General features: G+C 39.7%; 18 protein-coding genes. 12 read left to right on the forward strand and 6 right to left on the reverse strand.

Translation table 11 applies throughout. The annotated features are described in order from the left end of the window. The 3 genes from V3I05_RS02785 (at position 1) to V3I05_RS02795 (ending at position 3,987) form a co-directional block, all read left to right on the forward strand. On the forward strand, positions 1-684 hold the full coding sequence (locus V3I05_RS02785; RefSeq protein ID WP_343353924.1) for a metallophosphoesterase: 684 nt from the start codon (positions 1-3) through the stop codon (positions 682-684). A 396-nt stretch (positions 685-1,080) separates the two neighbouring features. Further along, entirely contained in the window at positions 1,081-3,168 is a 2,088-nt protein-coding gene (locus V3I05_RS02790; RefSeq protein WP_343353925.1) for a methyl-accepting chemotaxis protein, read from the forward strand. Positions 3,169-3,237: 69 nt separating this feature from the next. Beyond that, positions 3,238-3,987: a carbonic anhydrase family protein gene (locus tag V3I05_RS02795; protein ID WP_343353927.1), complete on the forward strand. Its 750-nt coding sequence runs from the start codon at positions 3,238-3,240 to the stop codon at positions 3,985-3,987. Positions 3,988-4,617: 630 nt separating this feature from the next. On the opposite strand, the gene V3I05_RS02800 is transcribed toward V3I05_RS02795, so the two are convergent. The 6 genes from V3I05_RS02800 to V3I05_RS02825 all read right to left on the reverse strand — a co-directional run bounded on the left by V3I05_RS02800 (position 4,618) and on the right by V3I05_RS02825 (position 10,689). Next, a complete protein-coding gene (locus V3I05_RS02800) occupies positions 4,618-5,961 on the reverse strand; it encodes a class II 3-deoxy-7-phosphoheptulonate synthase (RefSeq protein WP_343353928.1) in 1,344 nt (447 codons plus the stop codon). 52 nt (positions 5,962-6,013) lie between these two features. Next, the gene (locus V3I05_RS02805; protein WP_343353930.1) at positions 6,014-6,769 is read right to left on the reverse strand and encodes an SDR family NAD(P)-dependent oxidoreductase; all 756 of its coding nucleotides are present in this window, start codon (positions 6,767-6,769) and stop codon (positions 6,014-6,016) included. A 10-nt stretch (positions 6,770-6,779) separates the two neighbouring features. Continuing rightward, entirely contained in the window at positions 6,780-7,649 is an 870-nt protein-coding gene (locus V3I05_RS02810; protein ID WP_343353932.1) for a S1-like domain-containing RNA-binding protein, read from the reverse strand. A 19-nt stretch (positions 7,650-7,668) separates the two neighbouring features. Then, the gene (locus tag V3I05_RS02815; protein ID WP_343353934.1) at positions 7,669-8,328 is read right to left on the reverse strand and encodes a DUF305 domain-containing protein; all 660 of its coding nucleotides are present in this window, start codon (positions 8,326-8,328) and stop codon (positions 7,669-7,671) included. 320 nt (positions 8,329-8,648) lie between these two features. After that, on the reverse strand, positions 8,649-8,783 hold the full coding sequence (locus V3I05_RS02820; RefSeq protein WP_343353935.1) for a hypothetical protein: 135 nt from the start codon (positions 8,781-8,783) through the stop codon (positions 8,649-8,651). Between the two features lie 256 nt (positions 8,784-9,039). Next, positions 9,040-10,689, reverse strand: coding sequence for an L-lactate permease (locus V3I05_RS02825; RefSeq protein WP_295699643.1), 1,650 nt, complete (start codon positions 10,687-10,689; stop codon positions 9,040-9,042). Positions 10,690-10,995: 306 nt separating this feature from the next. Here V3I05_RS02825 and V3I05_RS02830 point away from each other — a divergent pair, with 306 nt between their 5' ends. The 9 genes from V3I05_RS02830 (at position 10,996) to V3I05_RS02870 (ending at position 17,812) form a co-directional block, all read left to right on the forward strand. Next, the gene (locus V3I05_RS02830) at positions 10,996-11,727 is read left to right on the forward strand and encodes a (Fe-S)-binding protein (RefSeq protein WP_343353936.1); all 732 of its coding nucleotides are present in this window, start codon (positions 10,996-10,998) and stop codon (positions 11,725-11,727) included. 1 nt (position 11,728) lies between these two features. Further along, positions 11,729-13,162: a LutB/LldF family L-lactate oxidation iron-sulfur protein gene (locus V3I05_RS02835; RefSeq protein ID WP_343353938.1), complete on the forward strand. Its 1,434-nt coding sequence runs from the start codon at positions 11,729-11,731 to the stop codon at positions 13,160-13,162. Then, complete coding sequence (locus V3I05_RS02840) at positions 13,155-13,814, forward strand: lactate utilization protein C (RefSeq protein ID WP_343353940.1); 660 nt, start codon at positions 13,155-13,157, stop codon at positions 13,812-13,814. The genes V3I05_RS02835 and V3I05_RS02840 overlap by 8 nt, the downstream gene beginning before the upstream one ends. 15 nt (positions 13,815-13,829) lie before the next feature. Continuing rightward, the gene (locus V3I05_RS02845; RefSeq protein WP_343353941.1) at positions 13,830-14,219 is read left to right on the forward strand and encodes a winged helix-turn-helix domain-containing protein; all 390 of its coding nucleotides are present in this window, start codon (positions 13,830-13,832) and stop codon (positions 14,217-14,219) included. 69 nt (positions 14,220-14,288) lie between these two features. After that, positions 14,289-15,053: a molybdate ABC transporter substrate-binding protein gene (gene modA / locus V3I05_RS02850; protein ID WP_343353942.1), complete on the forward strand. Its 765-nt coding sequence runs from the start codon at positions 14,289-14,291 to the stop codon at positions 15,051-15,053. 18 nt (positions 15,054-15,071) lie between these two features. Further along, positions 15,072-15,485: a hypothetical protein gene (locus tag V3I05_RS02855; protein WP_343353944.1), complete on the forward strand. Its 414-nt coding sequence runs from the start codon at positions 15,072-15,074 to the stop codon at positions 15,483-15,485. A 17-nt stretch (positions 15,486-15,502) separates the two neighbouring features. Then, positions 15,503-16,159, forward strand: a complete 657-nt coding sequence (gene modB, locus V3I05_RS02860) for a molybdate ABC transporter permease subunit (protein ID WP_343354240.1) — start codon at positions 15,503-15,505, stop codon at positions 16,157-16,159. Beyond that, complete coding sequence (locus V3I05_RS02865; RefSeq protein ID WP_343353946.1) at positions 16,156-17,058, forward strand: ATP-binding cassette domain-containing protein; 903 nt, start codon at positions 16,156-16,158, stop codon at positions 17,056-17,058. The genes modB and V3I05_RS02865 overlap by 4 nt, the downstream gene beginning before the upstream one ends. 73 nt (positions 17,059-17,131) lie before the next feature. After that, positions 17,132-17,812, forward strand: coding sequence for a chemotaxis protein (locus tag V3I05_RS02870; protein ID WP_343353947.1), 681 nt, complete (start codon positions 17,132-17,134; stop codon positions 17,810-17,812).

Raw genomic sequence — 17,812 nt, forward strand, 5'->3', positions numbered from 1 at the left:
ATGAAATGCCCCATTGACGAAAATATATTTTTGATTTCTGATAGTCATTTTGGGCATAAAGCCGTGCTAGAAAAAGAACCCTCACGACTTAAAAGTGCTAAGGCGTGTGGATATGATGATTTTTATACCTTTCACAAGGACTTATGGAATGCAGCCGTGGGGAAAAAGGATAGAATCTTGCATTTAGGGGATTTGTATTATCCCGGCGGTTTCTCTTATCTTAAAGAACTCAAAGGTAGAAAAATCCTTGTGGTAGGGAATAATGATGTCAAACGTTTTGAAAAGCTTAAAGAATTAAAAAAATGGAATGTGCAGCAGGGATTAAATCTGTGTATCCCGCAGGGAGGGGAGATTCTCCAAAAGCTTTATGATGAATTTGGCAAAATATTCATCAAAGAGGATATTTATCTTAATGCTATCGTGCAGAATATTGGGAAAGAGCGGATTATGTTTTCACATTTTCCAGTGTTTAATCGCAAGGTAAATGACCGCTTTGCCAAGAGCCGTGATGTGCTTGATAGGCTTTTTATCCTAGCTGATTGCTCTCTTAATATCCACGGGCATATCCACTCACGCGATACGAATAATTCTTTTTGCTTTAATGTCAGTTGCGAACAATTGGGATTTAAGCCTAAACGTTTAAGTGAGATTCTCACCCTTTGGCGATATAAAATAAGTATCTAATATCTAGATTTTGACAAATAAAAGCCTTATACTTTGCTTAAAAAGCAGTGATATAGTCCTTGTTTATAAAATACATACACACAAACTTTTACAAAATCTCTTGAAAATGATGTAAGAATAAACAAAAAGTAATCACCATATCTAAGTTTCCTCCTCTCAATAAAAAACTTCATAAATCCATAAAGCGCATACTATTGTTCTTAATGAGCGGTATATTTGCGAATCTATCGTGCAATTTTATTCTTATGTAACCCACTTGTGAGTAAGCAAATTTGGAATCTTGTTTGCTGTTTTTTTGTTTTAGCAACCCATAGTTTGTTTCTGATATTTTGATTTGATTTTAATATAATAAAAAATATCATTAAAAAGGATTAGGATCGTTACAAAGGAGAATATATGCTAAAAAATGTAAGTATTGGCAATAAGATCAGCTTACTTTTGACACTGGTTTTGCTCATAGGAAATATATGGGCGATTTTCCTTGTTTCACATAATATTGAAAAGAGTATGGAAAAAGAAGCTCAAAAATTCCTACTCACTGTTGCGTCCAATGATTCGCAATCTGTCAAAGAGTATTTTCGTATCGCTGGAGGCGGGCTAGAAGCAGTGGCAAAGTCCATTAGCGCAAATTTAGAACATAATACCGCTGTGCTAAATGTAACTTTACGCAATTTGTTAAGCTATATAGCTGATTATGATCCAAGTATCATTGCTACTTACATCAAAGTAGAACATACCGCATATAGTCAAAAAGTAAAAGAAGGTATAGTATTTATTGACAATGAGCTAAATAGCGTTAATTCAGGGATTTATGAGGCTTCTAATGATGAAATACGAACCAAAGATGGCAAAAATATCATTGAAGCCTTTGCTCCTACGCTACCTGTACAAGAGCATACAAAAAAAGCTATTATCTCTGCCCCTACTTCTATTTTATATCACAACCAAGAGTTAAAAGCCATTAGTATTGCCTTCCCTATATATCACAAAAATCAACGCATAGGTGTTGTGGGCGCACTTATCAATATGAATGAACTAAGCGAAAAGATTTTCCCCAAAGACAGCAATTTGGCTGAGCATTTTGTGCAATTGCTGATTGGAGAAGGCGGCTTACTCACGATGTATTATGATAAAGACAAAATAGGAGAGTCTCTTCTAAATGTGAGAAATACTGATGGCGCAAGAAAAGCTATTGAACTGCAAAAGTCTCAAAAAGCAGGAAGTGATATCGTAGAGATGACTTCAATAACCGGCAACAAGGGATTATGCGCCTTATATAACTTTGAAATTTGGGAGGGCATATATTGGACAATGTTTAATTTCATCTCCTATGATGAGCTTTATGCAGATCTAAGATCCACAGAGAAGAGCACAATTGTTATCTTGCTTATAGTTATGGTGCTTGTGAATCTCATCGTAGTAGGCTATGTCAAACTCTATGTGCAAAGAGATATTCATACTATTTATGAAGGCTTAAAACGATTTTTCGCATTCTTGAAACACGAGAGCAATGATGTAGAAACTATTGCCTTATACAAAGGTGATGAACTAGGCAGAATGGCAGCACGTATCAATGAAGCCGTTGCCAATATTAAAGAACATACCAAGGTAGATAATATCGCCATTGCTCAAGCGATAGAATCTGTGCATAAAGTTGAGCAAGGGGATTTGAACATTCGCTTACAAGCTAAGGCAAATAATCCGCAGCTTATCAAACTCCAAGATATTCTTAATAGACTGCTTGATGTGCTGCAAAAGCGCATAGGAAGCGATATAAACCTCATTCATAATACTTTTGAACAATACAAAAACCTTGATTTTACAAGCTCTATTCCCAATGCAACAGGCAATGTGGAAGTTACAGCAAATATTTTAGGACAAGAGATTTCCCAAATGTTGCGTATCTCAAGTGATTTTGCACAAACATTAGCCCAAAGAGCAAAGGATCTTGATAAAGCTGTTTCTCATCTTACTCATGGCTCAACCACGCAAGCTACCTCATTAGAGCAGACAGCCTCCGCCATAGAAGAGATTAGCTCTTCTATGCAAAATATGCGTGAGCGCACTACTGAAGTAGTCGCACAAGGTGATGATATTAAAAATATTATTGCTATCATTCGAGACATAGCCGATCAAGTCAATCTCTTAGCGCTTAATGCAAGTATAGAATCAGCACGTGCAGGAGAATACGGACGAGGCTTTGCAGTGGTAGCTGATGAGATAAGAAAGCTAGCTGAGCGCACACAAAGAAGTTTAGGCGAGATAGAGGCAAATACAAATTTACTTGTGCAATCTATCAATGATATGGCAGAATCTATTAATAAACAAGCAGGAGAGGTAGCACAAATCAATGAAGCAGTAGCGCAGCTAGAGGGCGTTACCCAGCAAAATGCTGATATTGCTCATCATACACAAGATATTTCCAAAGCCGTGGATTCTATCGCGCAGCAGATTTTAGAAGATGTCAATAAAAAGAAATTTTAGGATTAAATGCGCATTAATATTTAGACATTACAATCGCTCCTTGATTTCAAGCATTTTTAAGGAGTGAATATGTTTAAACCAAAGCTATATATGTGTATAAGTGTATTTTTACTAAGTGGGCTAATGGCTGATGAGGCTTATATCCAATGGGATTATAGTAAAGATAGAGGTCCAAAGTATTGGGGAGAGCTAGATAAAAACTTTACCAAATGCCAAGTAGGAAAGATGCAAACACCTATTGATATTATCGATACCCAAACACAAAAAACGCAATATAACCTAGCTTTTGCCTATGCTAGGAATACAAAAAACCTCATCAATAACGGGCATTCTATCCAAGTAAATATCGATGGCACAGATTCTACGCTTACGTTTAATGGCTCTTTATATCAACTTGTGCAGTTTCACTTTCATACCCCCAGTGAAAATAGGATTAATGGCATAGCCTATCCGCTTGAAGTGCATTTAGTGCATAAAAATGCAGATGGGAAGCTGCTTGTTGTGAGTGTGCTTTTTGAGGAAGGGACTGATAATGCGGCATTAGAGGAAATTATAAAAAGTGCACCACACGCCGTGGATAAATCTATGGAATTCAAAGCTTTTGACATCAGCACCCTACTTCCAAAGAATACATCATATTATGAATTTATAGGGAGCTTGACTACCCCGCCTTGCACTGAAAATGTGCAATGGGTGGTGATGAAAAATCCTCTTATGCTATCCCAAAAGCAGTTAGAATCTCTGCAAAATATTTTACATTATAATGCAAGGGAAGTGCAGCCTTTAAATGAGAGAGTTATTAAATCCGCGGATCAATAGCAATAAAATAAAGCATATTACTTTTCTGTAAGTCCCACATTTTGTGATGGCTCAATCCTTAAGCAAAGCAAGTGCAGCGATTATATCGCGGTAACAAAGGTCTTAAAATAGAGAGCTAAGCCCTCTATTTTCACCTAAAGAATAGAGTTAAAAACTGCAGTTTCGCCTTGTTTTACCCTTGTGGGACTTCATCAACTCATTTTCTAAGGTTTAAAATCACTAGTCTATTCTCTTTTTTTCTTTTTCTATAAGGGGGAGGGGCTTAAAGAAGTCAGCTCGTTGGATTACCCTCTCGCTCCCCCTTATATATCCCCCCTGCCACAAGTGGCGTTCGCAAATATATCGCTCACCCCCTACACCGCTTTCAAGGTATGCACTATCGTGCCTATTTTATTTTTATACAAGTGAGGATATACCTCACTTGTGGGGAGAAACATAGACCAGAGAATCTCTACCTTAAAACTCATTTGATAACCAAACGAAGTGCGGTTATAAGTGTATCCTTTAGGCGCACACGAGAGGCTTTGCCTTAAGTGTGCAAGACCCTTGCGGCAGCTTTAGCTGCAGTAGCAAGAGCATAGATAAACTAGAGAATCTAAAGAGGTCTTAAAAGGCAATGCAACTAGGGCTTTAAGCCTTAGCGATTTTAATCATATCTGCGATAAGAAAAGCCATTTCAATGGCTTGAGTGGCATTAAGGCGAGGGTCGCATTGCGTGCTATAGTTACACGCTAAGCCCTCTTCTGTAATTGCCTGTGAGCCGCCAACACATTCTGTTACATCAGCTCCTGTCATCTCTAAATGCACTCCTCCCGCATAGCTACCACAGGCTTTATGAATCTCAAAGAAACTTTTGACTTCATCAAGCACACTATCAAACACACGCGTTTTATAGCCACTATTTGCCTTAATCGTATTGCCGTGCATTGGGTCGCAGCTCCATACAATCTCCCGCCCCTCTTTATGAATAGATTCTAGAAGTGGGGGGAAATTCTTTTTAATCGTATCTGCCCCCATACGCACGATGAGATTCAGTCTACCGCTGATATTGTGAGGATTGAGCTTATCGCAAATCCCCATAATATCCGCCTTGCTCGCATTAGGTCCAATTTTCACACCCACAGGATTCTTAACCCCGCGCAGAAATTCTATATGCGCCTCATCAAGCCCCCTTGTGCGCTCTCCAATCCACAGCATATGCGCGGAGCAATCATACCAATCCCCACTTAGAGAATCCTGCCTACAAAGCTGCTCCTCATAATGCAGCACTAATGCCTCGTGAGAGGTATAAAACTCTGTCTCGCGCAAAGATGGGTGCTCTGGATTAATCCCACAGGCTTTCATAAAATCAAGTGCTTGTGTAATGCGTGAGGCTAATTCCTCATATTTACGCCCAAAAGCATTATTTTTTACAAAGCTTAGATTCCATTTATGCACTTGATTTAAATCTGCAAAGCCACCTTGTGCAAACGCACGTAGAAGATTAAGCGTAGCCGCACTTTGATGATAGGCTTGTAAAAGCCGATTAGGATTATGCTCTCGCGCCTTAGCATTAAACGCCATATCATTAATCATATCTCCGCGATAACTTGGCAAACTTAACCCATCGCAAGTTTCCATATCACTTGAGCGGGGTTTAGCAAATTGCCCGGCGATTCGCCCCACTTTGACAATCGGGCAGGAAGCGCCAAATGTGAGAATCGCCCCCATTTGAATGATAACTTTAAACAAATCGCGAATATTAATAGCATTAAATTGTGAAAAGCTCTCCGCGCAATCCCCACCTTGCAACAAAAATGCCTCGCCCCTACACACTTGGGCTAATCGCTCTTGCAAGACTCGTGCTTCCCCCGCAAAGACTAATGGCGGATAGGATTTTAGCTGTGCCTCCACAGATTCTAAAAGTGCCTTGTCTTCATAGACGGGGTGCTGTTTGATAGGTTTGTTACGCCAACCCTGTGCGTTCCATTGCATACATTCTCCTTTGGTATTAAAACATTAAATAAAAGCAGATTTTACCACTTTTTTATAATTTTGTGTGTTTATGGACATTAAGAGCTGCCGGGGCTTGAATAGTAGGCATAATTTCAAGAGTATTGATATTTATATGCTGTGGCAAACTCGCTACCCATAGCACACTTTGAGCCACATCTTCAGGCATTAGAGGCGTAGTATCCGCATACACACTCTTTGCCATTGCCTCATCACCTTTAAATCGCACGAATGAAAACTCACTCCCCCCGCACAAGCCCGGCTCAATATCAGTTACACGGATATTTTTATCATATAAATCCGCGCGGAGATTAAGGCTAAATCGCCTAACAAAGGCTTTTGTCGCACCATAAACATTCCCACCCGGATAAGAATAGCTCCCGGCAATCGAGCCGATATTGATAATATGCCCATAGCCCTGTGCTACCATTTGTGGCAAAAGCAAATGCGTGAGTTTAATAAGAGCTAGGACATTAACCTCTACCATCTCCTCCCAATCACGTATATCGGCTTTGTCCGCACTGCTTAAGCCTAAAGCCTTTCCGGCGTTATTCACTAGCACATCAATATTTTGAAAGCTAGGGGGCAAGGCTTTAATAGCAGATTCTATGCTTTTTGTATCTGTTACATCACAAGCGATACTTTGGCATAAATCCCCCAATGCGCTTTGTAGCTTTGTAAGTGCTGCTTTCCTACGCGCAAGGATAATCACGCGATGAGAATGTGCCACAAAGATTCTAGCGATAGCCTCACCAATGCCCGATGAACCCCCTGTGATAAGTACTGTCATATTACCTCCTTTAGTTTGTTTGTTTAAATACGCCCTCATTTTGCATAAATGCGATTTTACCCTCTCGTGTAAGCTCATTGATGAGACGTTTGAAGAGCTTTTTACTTATCTTAAATCGCTCAAAAATCTGCTCTGGCGAAGCATCAAAATGCAAAGATAAAGGCATAGAATCTAGTAGCATTTGTTTTTGCGCTGTGTTGTGAGGGGTAAAAAGTGTGAGGTCAAGCTTCCCATCAGCACGATAGCCTTGTGTATAGGCGTGGATAGAAGCACCCAGCTTAATACACTCTCCTTGCGGAATTTGATTATGATAAAGTAGCCCATAATACTGCCCCTCCACGACACAACCAAAGCCAAGCGGGGAAGATTCAAAAAGAAAGGCATTTACCTTGCTATGGGGCTTTAGCATTGCGTTTTTAAGATGGGGTTTAATATCACACTTTGCGATAAGACGAGATTGCTTATCTAATGTAATAAAGACACATACTGATGTATTTAGGGCAAAACGTGTAGGATTCTTACAGGGCATAAAAATATCCTTATCTAAGCCTAAGTCCAAAAAGCAACCAAAGGGAGAATGCCCCACAACTTGCAAGGTGGCTATGTCTCCACATTGTGCCTTTGGGATTTGCGTAGTGGCAATGGGGCGGTCATTAGAATCTGTATAGACAAATACGGATATATTATCATTTAAACGATGTTGCGGGGTAATAAATTTATTGGGCAGTAGGATTTGGGGTATTTGAGAAGTGCAATTTGTAGAATCTTTAGACACAATAGGCGTGAGATATACGCCATTTGGGGAGAATCTTGCAAGGCGGAGCGTTTGGGTTATGCCAATAGGGATAGCAGGAGATTCTATTTTGTTGTGAGGCGACACTTGAGTGCGCCTCATATTTCTAGCGGATTGTTTGAAGGAGGGTTTGGAAGGTCTCAATTTCTGCCTCTTGTGTGCTAATAATTTGCTGTGCGATAGCCTTTATTTCTGCATTTTGCGTATATTGGAGAATCTGCTTTGAAGCGGTGATAGCTCCTTGATGATGGGGAATCATACCAGCAAGAAAAACGCGGTTTAGGCTTTGGTTTAGCGCAACTTCATTCATCGCTTGAAGCATAGATTCCATATCGGCTTTAGCTTGAGCGTTATAAAGGGTTACTTCTTTTGGGCTATATAACTTTTTTTGCTCTTTAAGCTGAGTGATAAGTAGCTCATAGGTGGCGATTTCTGCCTGCTGAGTCTTGATAATATTTTGAGCGATAGCTCGTAGTTTTTGATTTTTAGAATGTTTTAAAAAAAGTTCTGCAGCCTCGATAGCTCCTTGATGATGGGGAATCATATTAGAGAGATAATTGAAATCAAGGTTATCTTCCTCTACAAAAGGCACTTCCATCATCGACTCATGCATAAGATTCATCATTTGCTCTGTTAGTGAGGGCGAAGAGGTGCTTTGCAGTATTTGCTCGTGGTGCTGCATTGTGTGTGGCGGAGTATTAGTATCAGCTGCCATAAGCACATAAACACACATTACATATAAAAAAATAGGTTGTAAAATACGCATATTATTCCTTTTATTGAGGATATACATTAATCATAACAAAAAAAATTTTCATATCTGTAAATAGTTTTTGTTTGAACGATAAGTAAAGCATAGGCTTCACTAGATATTATCTAAGCACAGGCATTTACAAACTTCAATTACTCTATAATCCTACGCTTCAGCTTGTATAAGACTGCAAACAAGAATCTTTCCCTGAGAAACCAAATAAAATTATCTCTACTACTTTTTTGCGCCAATACCCAAAGCGTGCATAATGCCAAAAGAGACTTCAGTATTATCCATAGCCCTAGAGAAATATTGGCTACCCACTCCTTCTGCCATCAATACCACATCATCAGCTGAATGGACTTCTTAGTATTCTTTGAAAGATACAAGGGAATATTGCCCTTATATTCTTCACCATCAATATGTGGATTTACAATATTTCTTCCTTTAGCATCTTTAATTGTGGGCATATCGGGCTTTTTCCGTTAATCAATAATGAGCCTATTGCACAGCAAGCGTTACTTCTGGTCTAGGTCATATTGTATGAGCTGCACTCTTAACATATCTTAGGTGATTTCATTGAGCGTTGTTCTTCTCCGTATATGTGCGAACATAGCAGTAGGGAGTTGTAAAGTAGATGTAAATTGGAATGTAATTTAAGATTATTATTTTACCAATATAGAAGTATCTAGCCCATAAGGCTAGATACTTAAGATGGCTTCGCAATTATTTAGAAAGCGTAACCACATCAGGTATGATAGTAGGTAAGAACATAGCAATAATTGCTGTCCAAATACCAATAAGAATGATAAAGGCGATAGAATATTTCAAAGTGAATCTAAACAAATCAGATTCTTTACCGACCAATCCCACCGCCGCACACGCAATAGCGATACTTTGCGGACTAATCATTTTACCAACCACGCCACCTACGGAGTTTGCCGCGAGGAATAATGTTTCTTTAAGACCAAGATTATGTGCTGTAGCCTGCTGTAATGTCCCAAAGAGGAGGTTTGAGCTTGTATCGCTTCCGGTGATAAAGACACCAAGCCACCCAATAACCGGGCTAAAGAAAGCAAAAGCATCGCCTGTGCTTGCAAAGGCAATACCTAGAGTGTTACTCATACCACTATTTTTTGACACAAACGCAAAGGCGACAACAAGTCCAATAGTGATACAAGGAATTGCCATTTCTTTAAGTGTATCCCAAAAGCAATCCGCCGCATCACTCGCTTTGATTCTTAAAAATAAAATAGTTAAGAATGCTGCTAAGAGTATAGCTGTCCCTGCCTGCAAAGCAATAAAATTGATAGGAAGGCTTAAAGGAATAACCCCGCCCTTCTCTGTTTGAATGCTCTGCGTGATGTTATTAAACACAATAGTTACTTGTGTGTAATCAAAAATCGCACCTTTTGCAAAAAGCGCCTTAAACCAAGGCTGCGTCCAAACAATAATACAAGCTACAAGCAAGATAAATGGTAGCCACGCCCTAAAGATTTGCCCTAAGCTCAATGTGCTTTGTGTGGAGAAATTTTTCTCATCATCAAGTCTAAAGATATTTTTAGGCTGCCAAATACGCAAAAACAAAGTAGTGCAAGCAAGTGATACGATAGCCGAAGCAATATCAGGCAATTCTGCCCCTAAATAATTTGAACTTAAAAATTGTGTGCCTGTAAAGCTTACGGCTGCAACCAAAATAGCTGGAAATGTCTCCCTCACGCCCTTAAATCCATCCATTAAAAAAACGATAAAGAAAGGAATCGTAAGGCTCAAAGGCACAAGCATTCTACCCACCATAGCAGCGACAGCGTGCTGCTCTATACCCACGAGGTTAGACATTGCTATGATAGGAATCCCCACAGCCCCAAAAGCCACAGGTGCGGTATTAGCAATCAAGCATAATCCAGCTGCATATAAAGGACGAAGTCCTAGCCCCACAAGCAACGCAGCGGTAATAGCCACAGGTCCACCAAACCCAATAGCCCCCTCTAAGAATGAACCAAAGCAAAAGCCAATCAAAATCACTTGGATTCTATGATCTGGCGTGATACTCATCACACTTTGCTTAATCACTTCAAACGAACCTGATTTTACAGACAATTTATAGAGGAAAATTGCCGCGATGATAATCCACGCAATAGGCCAAAGCCCCTGTGCGAAACCTTGCACGAAACTCGCCCCCACAAGTGAAAAGGGCATATCATACACACAAACTGCCAGAATCGAAGCAAGCACAAGGGTTAAAAACCCTGCCTGATAGCCCTTAAGCTTAAAAACCAACAAACAAGCCAAAAAACAGGCTATGGGTAAAAAAGCGATAAGCGCGCTTAAACCTAAGTTTGATAATGGATCGTAGATTTGTTGCCATACTTCCATAAACGTATCTCTCCTTGACTTTAAAAATTTGCAGCAAACAAAAAAATGATGCTTAACTTAAGTTATAAAGAAAAGAAGCTTAATATATGGCTAGATATAAGCGATATTTTATACTAATGTGTAAAATCATAACATTTAAAAGCCATTATATCCCCACAATTATATCTATATCCCCACAATGGGTATATACGAAACATTTTTAAAAAAGAAAGTTACAGCGATATTTAACCTTTTACATTATTTAAAGCTTTCTATCTATATGATATTAGCGCTTTGAATCAAGCTATACTCAAGGAAGGAGTAGTGATGCGAGTATTTTTTTTCTCAACTTGTCTTGGTGGTGTCGCGTGTGCAGATACCTGTGTAAATGCAATTAAACTCTTGCAAAATGCGGGTTGCGAGGTGGTCTTTAAAAAGGATCAAACTTGCTGCGCCCAGCCAAGCTACAATTCTGGCTATTATGAGCAAAGTCGCAAGGTGGCACTTTATAATGTAGAACTTTTCAAAGGAGAAGAGCCCATTATAGTGCCTTCAGGTTCTTGCGCAGGTATGATGAAAGTCGATTATTTAGAGCTGTTTGAAGGGAGAGAGGAGTATGAAAGTGTTAAGCAATTTAGTGAGCGAGTGTTTGACTTAGGCGAGTATTTGCATAAGATTCTCAAAGTGCGCTATGAGGACAAAGGCAATCCAACAAAAGTTACTTGGCATAGTAATTGCCACGCTTTGCGCACGAGTAAGGTAGTAGATAGTGCAAAAGCGCTCATCTCCTCTTTACAAAATGTGGAGCTTGTAGAATTAGAACGAGAGGCAGAGTGCTGCGGCTTTGGCGGGACTTTTAGCATTAAAGAGCCTGAAGTGTCTCATGCGATGCTAAGTCAAAAGATTGAAGATATTCTCTCACGCAATGTCGAGTATGTTATCTCTGCGGATGCAGGCTGTCTGCTTAATATCAGCGGCGCGATGAAAAAACAAAAAGTCAATGTAAAGCCTATACATCTCTATGACTTTTTAGCCCAAAGAATTGGATTAGGAGCATAAGATGAGCCATCAAGAACATAATACAATCGTCCATAACAAGCTCAATGACCAGCAATTAAGGAAAAATCTTAAAAGTGTGATGGATACACTTAAGGGTAATCGTAAAAATCTTATCGCTTCGCGCTATGTGGATTGGGAGGCTCTACGTGAGCAAGGCAGGGCAGTGAAGCAAAAGACGCTATCCCAGCTTGATACCTTGCTTGAACGCTTTGAGCAAAATGCGCTCAAAAATGGCTTTATCGTGCATTGGGCGAGTGATAGCAAGGAAACAAACGAGATTATCTATAATCTTATGAAAGAAAAGCACATCACAAAGATTCTCAAAGGCAAGTCAATGGCGAGTGAGGAGACGCATTTAAACGCCTTTTTAAAGCAAAAGGGCTTAGACCCTGTGGAGACAGATTTAGGAGAGCTTATCATTCAGCTTATTGATGAGCCACCAGTGCATATCGTCGCCCCTGCTATTCATAAAAATCGCTATCAAATTGGAGAGATTTTCGCCCAAAAGCTCGGGGCAAAGCTAGAATCCGAGCCAGAAAAGCTAAATGAAATCGCCCGTGTGCATTTACGCAAGGAGTTTCAAACCTTTAAAATGGGGCTTAGCGGGGTAAATTTCGCTATTGCTAATGAAGGGGCGATATGGCTGATTGAAAATGAGGGCAATGGGCGTATGAGCACTACTGCAAGTGATATTCACGTAGCTATTTGTGGGATTGAAAAGATTGTAGAAAGCTTTGAAGATGCCTCTATACTTGATGCTTTGCTTGTGCCTTCCGCCACAGGTGCGCCTATCACTTGCTATAACAACATCATCACATCTCCGCGCAAAGCAGATGAGCTAGATGGACCAAAAGAAGTCCATATTATTCTGCTTGATAATAATCGCTCAACTATGCTGAAAGATTCACATTTTTACCGCGCACTCTCTTGTATCCGCTGCGGCACTTGCCTCAATCATTGCCCGGTGTATGATAAAATAGGCGGACACGCCTACCTAAGCACATATCCCGGACCTATTGGCGAGGTTATCTCCCCGCAGCTCTTTGGTATGAGAAATTACGGACATATGGTGAATCTCTGCTCCTTATGCGGACGATGTAGTGAAGTATGCCCGGTGAAGATTCCACTAGCGGAGCTTATACGCGATTTACGTAGTGAGAAAGTAGGACAGGGGCGCAAGAATCTCAAAAACAACGATGGTTCATTGCGCAACAAACAAGAAGAGTATGCAATGAATCAATTTACAAAAGCGGCTACCAATGGCAATACATGGCGTAGAACGTTGAGCTTGGCAAATACATTTGCACCTTTAGCAAAACCCTTTGCGCCTTTGATACCCGGGCTTAAAAATTGGGTAGCATATAGGGAGTTCCCCACATTAAGCGGCAATCTCCACAAAAAAGTATCCAATATGAAAGGAGTAATCTATGAGTAAACAATCTATCCTAGAACACGTGAGAGATTCACTCCATAGCAATCCCCTCCGTGTAGAATCTTCGCATTATACAAATCCGCTTAAAAGCGCAGAAAATGACAAAGTGCAAGAATACATCACCTTACAAAGGGCAAATAAAGCCATTGTGATAGAATCTAGCCCTACCACACTTATAAGCGATATTCACAAGGCACTTGCTGAAGTAGAAACAAAAAAGATTCTCTATAATCCTAATATCGCCAATGCACTTGATATACAAGCATTGCGTGAAGCTAATGCAGGGGCTTCTATGGTATTTATCCCCTATGAAAAGAGCATTGATGAAAGCCGAGATGAGCTATTTGGTATCGATACATCGATTATTCACGCTTGTTGTGGAGTGGCAAATTTGGGGATTATTGGTATTGCCTCACATAAATACGCCCCGCGCCTCTCCTCGCTTGTTACACGAACTTGTATTGTGTTGCTTAAAAAGGCTGATATTGTTGAGGATTTTTATCAAGGCGTGTGTGCGCTTAAAGCTCAAAGTGAGAATGGCACTCTCCCTACCAATATGATTTTTATCGCTGGTCCTTCGCGCACAGCGGATATTGAGCTGCAAACGGTTTTTGGGGTACACGGCTCACTAAAAACGTATGTGATTGTATATTAGAATCTAGGGTAAATGATGAATATTTTTGCACGTTTTTGGTTTGAAAAAGATGATAAAAGTTATATTGGCGTAGGGCGCGCCGAACTCCTCACGCGCATTGCCAAAACAGGCTCTATCTCTAAAGCCGCAAAGGAAATGCGTATGAGCTATAAAGCTGCGTGGGATAGCGTAGATATTATGAATAAGCTCTCCCCCACACCCCTTGTGGAATCTAGCAATGGAGGCAAGGGCGGCGGAGGCACACAGCTCACACCACTAGGATTCAAACTCCTTGAAGTATTTAATGAAACTGAACGTGTCAAAAATATATTCTTTGATTATTTAGATAATGTAGAGGATTTTGATGGGCTTTTAGAGCGACTTTCACATTTGGAAGCAGCACTTAAGGATTTCAAAACACATTAAGAAGCTTAATATTTTGGTTATATAAAATATTATATGATTCAACTTTCACTTTAACACAAGGAGTTATGAATGAAGAAGTTTAAAAGAGTGCTTAGCGTATGTGTTTTGAGTGCATTTATTTGTGTGGGAGTGGTAGCTGAAGAGATTAATGTCCTTGCGGCTGCTAGTCTCAAATATGTGCTTGAAGATATTAAGAAAGAATTTCTTAAAACACATAAAAAAGATAAGATTCAAGTGAGTTATATTGCCTCTGGCAAGGCGTATGCACAGATTAAAGAGGGTTCTCCTGCTCATCTTTTTATCGCAGCAGATGTTAGCTATCCCGAGCAAGTTTATAAAGATAAATTAGCCCCTGAAGCGCCTAAAAACTATGCCAAAGGCAAGTTAGCACTTATTAGTGCAAATGCTAACTTTAATGCAAGTAGCATTGATATTTTAAAAGATGATAAGCTAACAGATATTGCTATTCCTAATCCTAAAGTAGCTCCTTATGGAAGGGCAGCACAAGAGTTTTTAAAATCCCAAAAACTAGACAAAAAGCTTAAATCTGAGCTTCGCACGGGTGAATCCATAGGACAAGCAACTACTTATGTGTTGCAAGGTTCTGCTCAAATTGGCTTTAGTGCGCTTTCGATGGTGATTAAAGATAATAAAACGCCCAATTTAACCTATGTGATAATCGATGAATCTACCTATAAGCCTATCAATCAAGCACTTATAATCCCCAATCACGGCAAAGATTCTGTGCTTGCTAAAGAATTTGCAGAATATATTTTGACTTCGCCAGTAGCACTTAGAATCTTTCAGGAGTATGGATACGATAAGGCTGATTAGTCATTAGGGATACAAGGAATGAATAAGATTCCATCTCGCATTACTCACATTAGCGCACATAGCGGTTGTGAGCTGATACAAATGCAATGCGCATTTGGCACATTATATAGCCTTGTTATTGAATCTAATGAATTTACCCTAGAGAGCGAAGTAATGGCTACTTTTAAGGAAAATGAAGTCATCATTTTGCAAGGGCAAGATAATATGCCACTAGGGATTCCTAACGCTTTTAAGGGTAAGATTCAGCCTTTGGGGCAGGATTGTATGTTTGCGCGTGTAGCGATTACGCCCATTACTCATCTAGAATCTGCACTTTCTCAAGCATTGAGTATAAATGCGCTTATCCCCTCACTCTTGCCGCTTAGCTTTTCGCAAGAAACATATACGTGGTATGTATCACCTACTCATATCGTGCTTGAAAGGACTTTGTAGTGGATTTTTTAGAAACAATGCAAACTACTTTTCTTGTGGCGACACTTACTACTATCATTCTTTTGCCTATTGGCATTATCATAGGCAATTATCTTGCATTTTCACCAAATCCTTTGCGCCCTGTGTGTGAAGTGCTTGTGTGGATGCCCCTTGTGCTCCCTCCATCTGTGTTGGGATTTTATCTTTTGATTACATTTAGCCCTAAAAACTCTTTGGGAGCGTTTTTGCTAGAGCATTTTAATATCAAACTTGTCTTTAGCTTTGAGGGGCTTGTGTTAGCAAGTATTATTTTTTCCCTACCCTTTATGTGTAATCCTATCAAAAGCGCATTTCTAAGCCTCCCATCATCACTTAAAGAAGCAAGTTTCACATTGGGCAAAAGTCGCATTTATACGCTCTTTTTTGTGCTTTTGCCTAATATTAAGCCTGCTATATTACTAGGATGTGTAACGAGCTTTGCCCACACTATAGGAGAATTTGGCGTGGTGATGATGATTGGGGGCAATATCCCGGGGAAAACGCGCGTGGCAAGTATAGCTATTTATGATGAGGTAGAATCGCTCAATTACAGCCTCGCACATCAATATGCCTTTACACTCTTTATAATCTGTTTCGTGCTCCTTTTAGCAATCTTTTATCTCAACAAGCATTTTCAGCAAAGAGATATGATATGAATGATATTCATATACGCTTTTCTAAGCCGCTCTTAGGAAGCGATGGGGCATTTACATTAGAAATTGATAAACATATCAACTTTGGCGAGTTTATCGCGCTTTTTGGTAAAAGTGGAGCGGGTAAAACAAGTGTTTTGCGCGTTTTAAGCGGACTTGATGGAGTGCAAGATGGTTATATTCGCGTTGGCAAAGAAATATGGCTCGATACATCAAAAAATATCAATCTCCCTCCACAGAAGCGGTGCATAGGATTTGTGTTTCAAAATTACGCACTTTTCCCTCATCTTAATGTGTATGATAATATTTGCTTTGGGATACAGGATAAAAAAGACAGGGGCTATGCTAATGAGCTTATCACACTTATGGATTTGCAGCCTCTTAAAAAAACAAGGATTAATCAACTCTCCGGCGGACAATCCCAACGTGTAGCACTCGCTCGCGCCCTTGCTTCACGTCCTGCTATCTTACTCCTTGATGAGCCTTTTTCTGCGCTTGATAATGCGATGAGCAAGACTTTACAAAATGAGCTTGGGCATATCCACAAGCATTTGCATTTAACCACTATACTCGTAAGCCATAATTTAAGCGAGATTTTTACTCTTGCCTCGCGCACCCTTGTGATACAAAATGGACGCATTATCCGCGATGGAAATAATGAAAGTGTCTTTATCCAAAAACGATTAAGCGCAAAACTGAAGCTAAGCGGTGAGATTATCGATATTGAGCGTTATGAAAATATGTGTATTGTTAGCATACTATGCGGAGGGGAGATTCTAAAAATTGTTTATGACCCTATTGAAGCGGCGGGTTTTAAGGTTGGAGAAAAAGTCATCATCGCTGATAAAGCCTTTAGCCCTATGCTTTATAAATGCGGTGCAAGCAGTGATGCAAAAGAGTAAATCAAATTCATAAACTACTTAAATGAATAATATAGTATAATGGGTATTCATTTTATTAAAAAGAGGAAATATAATGACGCAAGAAGAGCTAGATTCTCTTATGAATGGGGAGCCTGATATTACTGAGGTTGATGAGACTTCAAACTCTAGTGATGATTCCGAATTCAAAAAAGAGTTGGTCGATCCTAATGATTTTCGCATAGAAGCAGGTAAGAAGTGGCCTCCACCTCCCCCAACCCAAGAGCATAAAGTCGTCCATCAGCTCGATGAAGTAACCAAAGACACGGAAGTCAAAGGCACACAGATTTTTGACCAGCTTGAGATTATGAGTAATGGAGCTGAAGAAATTATCCAACAAACAAAAAACATTAAGCAGTATTTAGCAAACCAAGAAGAGCTTTTTGGTAAGCTTTGTGCGACATTCCCTCATATTCAAAGCTTTCAAAATGCCCTAGAAGCGACAAAAAATGCACAGAAAAGCAATAAAGAGATTATAGAATCAGCTAACAATGTGAGCGACGCTTCTATGCAAGCAATGGATTTAATGCAATATCAAGACATTCATCGTCAAAAGATTGAGCGCGTGATTAATGTTATGCGTGCATTGGCTCAATATATGAATTCCCTATTTGAGGGGAAAATCGATGATAACAAACGTGTAAGCTCGGCTGTGTTTATCACCGGAGATAACAAAGAAGATGTAGCTAATGAAAATGATATTGAAGCTCTAATCGCTTCATTTGGCGCAAAATAA

The sequence above is a fragment of the Helicobacter mastomyrinus genome, assembly GCF_039555295.1.
GTDB lineage: Bacteria > Campylobacterota > Campylobacteria > Campylobacterales > Helicobacteraceae > Helicobacter_C > Helicobacter_C mastomyrinus.